At 37.2% G+C, this 7,085-nt stretch carries 9 protein-coding genes; all 9 read right to left on the bottom strand.

Annotated elements, in window-relative coordinates; all coding sequences use genetic code 11:
• Positions 1-4: 4 nt before the first annotated feature.
• A complete protein-coding gene (locus tag AB1630_08870; GenBank protein ID MEW6103905.1) occupies positions 5-1,303 on the bottom strand; it encodes an ATP-binding protein in 1,299 nt (432 codons plus the stop codon).
• 251 nt (positions 1,304-1,554) lie between these two features.
• The gene (locus tag AB1630_08865) at positions 1,555-1,929 is read right to left on the bottom strand and encodes a nucleotidyl transferase AbiEii/AbiGii toxin family protein (protein MEW6103904.1); all 375 of its coding nucleotides are present in this window, start codon (positions 1,927-1,929) and stop codon (positions 1,555-1,557) included.
• Positions 1,916-2,470, bottom strand: coding sequence for a hypothetical protein (locus AB1630_08860; protein ID MEW6103903.1), 555 nt, complete (start codon positions 2,468-2,470; stop codon positions 1,916-1,918). The genes AB1630_08865 and AB1630_08860 overlap by 14 nt, the downstream gene beginning before the upstream one ends.
• Before the next feature lie 139 nt (positions 2,471-2,609).
• Entirely contained in the window at positions 2,610-2,762 is a 153-nt protein-coding gene (locus AB1630_08855; GenBank protein ID MEW6103902.1) for a hypothetical protein, read from the bottom strand.
• Between the two features lie 44 nt (positions 2,763-2,806).
• The gene (locus AB1630_08850) at positions 2,807-3,289 is read right to left on the bottom strand and encodes a 4Fe-4S binding protein (protein MEW6103901.1); all 483 of its coding nucleotides are present in this window, start codon (positions 3,287-3,289) and stop codon (positions 2,807-2,809) included.
• 362 nt (positions 3,290-3,651) lie between these two features.
• Positions 3,652-4,053: a hypothetical protein gene (locus AB1630_08845; GenBank protein ID MEW6103900.1), complete on the bottom strand. Its 402-nt coding sequence runs from the start codon at positions 4,051-4,053 to the stop codon at positions 3,652-3,654.
• The gene (locus tag AB1630_08840) at positions 4,050-4,898 is read right to left on the bottom strand and encodes a sulfite exporter TauE/SafE family protein (GenBank protein ID MEW6103899.1); all 849 of its coding nucleotides are present in this window, start codon (positions 4,896-4,898) and stop codon (positions 4,050-4,052) included. The genes AB1630_08845 and AB1630_08840 overlap by 4 nt, the downstream gene beginning before the upstream one ends.
• 161 nt (positions 4,899-5,059) lie before the next feature.
• Positions 5,060-6,586, bottom strand: coding sequence for an FAD-dependent oxidoreductase (locus AB1630_08835; GenBank protein MEW6103898.1), 1,527 nt, complete (start codon positions 6,584-6,586; stop codon positions 5,060-5,062).
• Between the two features lie 83 nt (positions 6,587-6,669).
• Positions 6,670-6,894: a hypothetical protein gene (locus tag AB1630_08830; GenBank protein ID MEW6103897.1), complete on the bottom strand. Its 225-nt coding sequence runs from the start codon at positions 6,892-6,894 to the stop codon at positions 6,670-6,672.
• Positions 6,895-7,085 lie beyond the last annotated feature (191 nt).

The raw sequence follows: 7,085 nt of genomic DNA, 5'->3' as shown, positions 1-7,085 counted from the left end.
AAGGCTATCTACTCACTAACCATAACCAGAGTGGGGTAAAGACAATTATCTTTTGGTCAAATAGTTCTTCTCCCTCAAAATCTTTGGTTAAAATGAGGGCTTTGGTTAGTTTAAACTCATCCATTGCCGCCAATATTGCCCTAATCTCTCTTTTCTTCGTTTCTTCATCCCTTATATCCCAACAGACTTGAATTAATTCCTTTGTCTCTAAACCCTCCCTGACTACAAAGTCAACCTCATATCCAAGTCTATTCTTCCAATAATAAACATCCTTTCCACTTAGATGGAGAAAGACGATATTCTCTGCCAATTTGCCAAAGTCATAAGATGTTTTAAAGGAAAGTGCATTCACCAACCCGACATCTACAAGGTATATCTTTCTTGGATACTGAAGTTGGTCTTTTATAGAGTAAGAAAATATGGGTACTTCAAAGGCAAAGAATGCCTCTTTGAGGTATCCCATATATCCAATAAGGGTATTTTTGCTCACCTTAAACCCAATACCCTTCAAAAGATTAGCCAATTTCCCAAAACTTATTAAATTAGAGGCAGATTGAACTACCAATTTTAGAAATGTCTCAAAAAGCCTTAAGTTTCTTATCGTATATCTCTCCACAATGTCTCTATAGACAATCGCTTGATAATATTCGCGTAATATCTCCATCTTCATACTTTCAAAGACAATCTGGGGAAAACCACCAAATTCCAGGTATTCATTAAATGCCTTTATAACTTCATGACGCGTTGGGCTGTGGAGAATGCCCTTTTGTTCAAACTTAATCCCTTTTGCCCCTAAAAACTCTTTGAAATTAAAGGGGAAAACCTCCAATGTAATGGTTCTTCCCCTAAGAGATGAGGCTATCTCAGAAGAAAGTAGCCTGGCAGAAGAGCCAGTAATGATGAATCTCACATTTCTATACTTATCATAAAGGTTTCTTAAAACCCTCTCCCAGGAAGGATGGTTGTGAATCTCGTCTAAGAGTAAAAATAATGGTAAGTTCCTATTGTATGAAAAATTCTCTTCATAGACCTCAAACAGTAGCGGTAATTCTTTACCAGTAAGGGGATATAGCCTTTCATCCTCAAAGTTGATATAGATTATGTTAGAAGAGGGCAATTTTTCTTTTAGTCTTTTTGCTATTTGATACAAGAGATAGGTCTTGCCACTTCTTCTAACCCCCACGAGAGCAATAATGAGACCTGTATTTAATAAATCAGAGGGTATATCCCGCTCGATAAGAGAAGGAAGCTTGTATTCAAGCCATTCTTGAATAATATATCTTATTGCCTCTTTTGTATTCATCTTATTATCGTATTCCCTATAGAACAATTATACATAAATATCATTCTCTTGTCAAGACAATTTTTTGGCACTCATACTTCTCTTAAGGAAATTAGCGGCTTCAGTTTCTAATATGCGGTAGTGCATTGCTTTGGCTTTTTCGTAGGCGGATTGGGCAAGGGGTTTGGCTTGGTCTGGGTTTCCTTCAGCTAAGTATAGCCTGGCTAAGGCAAGCCCTGTCTCAGGTTCGTAGAGCTTAAAGCCGGTGCGGGTTATTGCTTTTGTGCGTTTTCTAAAGCCTTTTTTCCTGCTTTATAATCCTTTGTCTCTACAGAAAGCCTTCCTATTTCAATCAGGGCTTCTATTTCAAGAAAAGACATCTTTCCTGCTAATGCAGATTTTCCTATACCACTTTTCAAATCACTAAGGCGGTCAAAATCTAGGTCTTCAGAGACACGATTTAGTCCAAAACAGAATCTAAGGCAAGAACCACCGGTAAATATAAGCTCTTTACCATAGGAGCGATTATAGACAAAGTCTAAGATGTATAGTTGGAGATGCTCCTTCAAGTAGTTTCTAATGACTGGTGTAGGAAGACTTCTTCTTAAGTAAACCTCGGTAATCCTTTGAAGGTTAAAGAGAAGCATTTAACACCCCTTTTATGCAATCAAAGATATAGAACATCTTCTTTGATTGAGCCATATCTACATAATTTTTAAATTCTATAAGGTCTGTGTTTTTAAATTCATCCCAATTGATTCGCAATCCCTCTTGAATCTCTTCTTTTGGGTTTTCTCTTAAGGTAGTTTTGAGATAGAGGAGGTCAAACAATGATTTAGCTTTGCTTGCCAGATAGATTAGGTTCTCTCCATAAGGTTTTGTAGTAAATCCGAGAAAAAGGCTTTGTTTGATATTCATATACCTAAATGTTCCCATAGGAGTATTATATGCCCTTGTAGCCTTTAAGGTAATAGATGTAAGAGGATAAGTAGCTTCGGTCAGCAAGCTATATTGAGAGAGGATATATTCACCGGAAAGGTAAGAGGGAAATCTTAATCTATTAGCTAAAAATTCTAATAGCTCCCTTTTATTTGGCTCTTTAAGGTAATAGAGCCTTGAGGTATAAAACCCTTTCTTTAAAGAGACTATCGTGCCATTCTTAAGCCATCGCTTGATTTGTTCATTCAATGCATCCTCACGGCGGTTCTAAGGCAAGTCTTAAAGAGGTTTTAGTAAAATAGGGTATTTCTTCAAATGCTCTTATTTCCATTTTGTTTCACTATTAGTATTAATTTCATACTAATTATAAAATAAAATTTGCAATTTGTCAACAACTTTTTTTGCCGACGAGGGGTGGAGAAAGGAAGACCTCACCGGTATGTATTCCAGCACGGATAGAGAAGCCTTTTTCCTTTAGCTTTCTTTGAATCTGGATAGCAGACAAAAGACCATCCTGAGCACTCTCAAAGAAAGCAAGCATTCCATCACCGCCAACCGGATGAAATTCACCATTTTGGCTTTTTATTATCTTCTCTGATATATATCTCTTATCTGCTGAATTTTAGCAGCGGCAATGTCTCCATCCTTTGAGAACAGCTCGGTTGAACCTTCCATATCAGCGAGAAGAACAGTCCTTTTCCCTCTAAATCTTCCAATCTGGCGCAATGCCTCTCTTTTTATCTTAAAAGGGCTAAATTTAGAAAGTGAAAGAATGAGGCCAATTGGACATAAAAGCCTACACCAATACCTACTTGTAAATGATGAGAGAAAAAGAAATATTCCAAAAACAAATGGAATCCAGTAATAACAAGATAGAAAAAAGGAAGCATCAAGGTCAAAACAAAGGATTAGAATAAAGACAAGGAATACATATTTTATTGCAGGATGAGAATAAAGGTGTGCATCAGAACCAGAAATCCTTCTTGAGATATTGTTTGTTATATCTTGGATTGTCCCAGCTGGGCATATAAATCTACAGAATATCCTTCCAAAAAGGCTTAAGGGAATTGCAATGTAAAGGATTGGATTCCTTAAGGTTTTTGCAGGGCAATATAAAAGATTGCAGCTTGAGCAGGCAATCCAGGGAAGCGAATATGGGCAGAATTTAATGGGAATAAGAATGGGAAAGAGAAGGATAAGGGATATGAACTTTATTATCCTTTCTTCTTTATTATAAATTCTCCTAGAATCAAAATATCCATCCCACTTTTCAATTATAGCATAAAATTTAATTATTTAGCAATATTTTATCTTTAAATATACCGTATATGTTTAGCCTTTAGTCATTAGTCATTAGTCTTTAGCCTTTAATTTGTAAATTTTTTCTCCTTTCCAGAGCTTCTATGCCCTGCAGAAATTATCATCCCTTGTCAGTGAGAGCCAGTGGTTAGTATCCCTGAGGCAGCAAGAAGGAGGATAATAACCTGTAATATTGCAAGAAAAAGGTAGGTCTTGTCCTTCTTTTTATAAAATATGGGGAGGATGGCAAGGAAGCAAATAATGGTAATCGCAGAGAGAAAAACAATGGGTATAAAATTAAGGAAATCCCCAAATTTAGTTAAGCTAATCCAAGACCAGCCCGAGGGAATATTGGCAGATTTAAGGTATTTTTCAGAGGGCATAGCCCAATATTTTGAAAGGTTTTCAATCGGAATGTAGGGAGGAAGTATTCCAAAGATATAGACAATAAAGCTTGTGATTAAAAGAAAAATCCCCAATTTCACACATAAACTAAGGGTTTTTCCATAAATAATCTCTTCCTTTTCTTTCATTTCCAAATTCCAAAGCCTTTTAGCAATGACCTTATTCCTACAAAAATAAGGAATAAAATAACAATATAGCGAATGATTTTAGGATGTGTCTTGGGAAGAAGGGCCACTCCAATCTTTGTTCCCAGCATTACACCAAATATGGATGGGATAACAATCATAGGAAAAAGACAACCCTGGTTTATATAAACCCAGGCAGCAGATGCGGTTGCTATGGAAAGGAAAAAGACGCTTGTTCCTACCGCAAGCTTTAAGGGAAGCCCCATAATTAAATTTAAAATAGGGACATTTGCCCAGCCTGCTCCGATTCCAAACATCCCGGCAATAAATCCAACCATGATAAAGAGAAGAAGCCCCCTTTTCATCCGATGTATCTTCCAAGAAATCTCCTGATCGTTTGATTCCTCATAATAGCTACCATTTATCTTAAGCAAAGAGGGAAGGCCACCCTCCTTTTTTACGCTAGGATACTCTGTGCTTTTTGAGAGAATAAAAAATATGGCAATTGCAATCACAAGGATTCCCAAAGATACTTGAACAATATTGGTTGGTAGAGCAAGACCAAGCATTGCCCCAAATATGGAGGATATAGAGGCTACCAACGCACAGGGAATAGAGAGCCTTAAGCTTGCCAAGCCCTTTTCAAGCAGCTTTGGACCTGCATTTAAAGAGCCACAAAGGGCAAGTAATAAGCCTCCACAGCGGATGAAATCAAGGTGGAAGGGAAAGAAGCCACTAACAATGGGAACAAATAGGGTTCCACCTCCTAAGCCTCCCAAAACCCCAACTATGCCAATAACAAGGCTTATTATGAATAAGGCGCAGGGATAAACCCACCAATCAAGCATTTAACAAAAACCCTCTTGCCCTCTCTTTTCTCTTGCAAGTAGGACACAATTTTTCTTCTGTTTTCACAAAATCGTATGTGTTGAGCTTCCTCATTAAAAAGCCAGAAATCACTTTGTTTGTTTAGCTTTAGCTAAACACGTCCTCTTCTTTTCTTCCTCCTTTAAATCATTTCAATATACCCACAGGGGCATTCCTCTGCACATTTTTTGCAACCCTGGCAATTGGATAAGATAAATTTATAGTGCTGACCCTTTGGAAATTTCTTTACCGCAGAATCAGAGCATAAAATGTAGCAATTATCACAATCAAAGCAAGAACCACAGCTCATACATCTACTTGATTCATAGATTGCTCCATCTTGATTTTCTACAAGGCCTCTTGGCACTTTCTCATAATAATTAAGGTTCATACTTGTATATTTTATAACATTTGGCTTGAATGCTTTTTGGGCTTCTTTTTCCCTAAGATGCTCATCAATTGCTTGTGCTGCCTTTGCTGCCATACCAATTGCATCTGTTACAAGACCAATCTGAATAAAATCACCACCAGCAAATATCCTATTTCCACAATCCCAAGAAAATTCTTTTTCCTGACCAATTGCAGAAATTATGGTATCTGCCTTAAGGGTAAATTCAGAACCAGAGATTGGAATAGAATTTGGTCTTCCTTTTTCATCTGTGCCTTTTAGCTCCATCCTGATACATTTAAGACCATCCCCAAGAATCTCAATGGGGGCTGTCAAAAATTCAATCTTTATCCCTTCCTCCAAAGATTTATCTACCTCCTCAGAGATAGCTGGCATTTCATCCCTTGTCCTTCTGTAAAGGATTTTGACATCACAGCCTGCTCTTTTTGCACACCTTGCCGCATCAATGGCAGAATTTCCACCACCAATGACAACAACATTTTTTCCAATAGAAAGAGGTTTCTTTGAATTATAAGCATATAAAAATGAGATGGCAGATATCGCCCTATCTTCATCTGGGATATTCAAAGGAAGGGATTTTTGTGCCCCAATGGCTATATAAATTACATCACAACCTCTTATCTCCTCAGGGTCTTTTATTTTTGTATTTAATCTTACCTCAATCCCTAAATCCAATATCTTCTGAATTTCTTTGTCAAGTATATCCTTTGGAAGCCTGTAGCTTGGAATGCCATATCTTAACATTCCACCAAGTTTTTCCCTCTCCTCAAAGATTGTAATTTTATACCCCCTCCTTGCAAGCTGATATGCACAGGAAAGACCAGATGGACCTCCTCCGATTATTGCTATTTTTTCTGGGAATGTATCGTTATAAAGCCTCTTATGCTTTAAACCATTCTCTATTCCCCAATTTCCAATAAACCTCTCTAAACTATTTATAGAAATTGCTTCATCCTTTCCACCCCTATTGCATTCATTCTCACAGGGATGTGGGCAAACCCTTCCCGTAATAGCAGGCAGGGGATTCTTGTCTGTTATTATTTCCCAAGCAATATTAAATGAATCTTCATAAGACCTCTTATAACCCTCAGATTGGGCTATTGTTGTAAGGTATTTCCTTATGTCTATTCCGCTTGGACAGGTATATGTGCAGGGAGGGGTTAATTCCCTATACCTTGGCCTTAAAGATGATGTCTCCCTTCCCCCCTTTAAGCCTATCTTATCTATATCCCTTTTTCTTGTTTTAAGAATTATTGCCATTGTCGCCTCGCTCCATTTTAAATTTTAAAATCTTTTCCTCTTTCAATTTGAAATTTACAATTTGCAATTTACAATTTACAATTCTATTTTTCATCTTCCTTCACCTCTATAAATGTTCCACCGAAATAGGAATAAACGCACCTTTCGGAGTCAATAAGCCCCTTTATTGCTTCTTTACATTCTTCACGAGATACCCCATATTGGCTTTCCATTTCCTTTGAAAGCTCTTGTGGCTTAAATTTTTTTCTTCCCTGATACTTCTTAAAAGCCCATACATAGCATCTGCTAAATACTAAATACCATAACACCCATTACCACAAAACCTATTATGATTAGAATAACGGCTTCCAGATGACTTACTCGTAAAACAGAAAGGATAGAGAAGAAAGAGAGGAATTCATAAGAAATCCTTGGTCAATTATATTAATTCTTCCCTCCATTCCTAATCCACAGCAATTGCCTTGAATTTACAGGAGGAATAGCACAAACCACACCTTAT

The sequence above is a fragment of the bacterium genome, assembly GCA_040753555.1.
Taxonomy (GTDB): domain Bacteria; phylum UBA9089; class UBA9088; order UBA9088; family UBA9088; genus JBFLYE01.
Note: the sequence above shows the minus strand (reverse complement) of the source record. Positions and strands in the feature narration are given on the sequence as shown.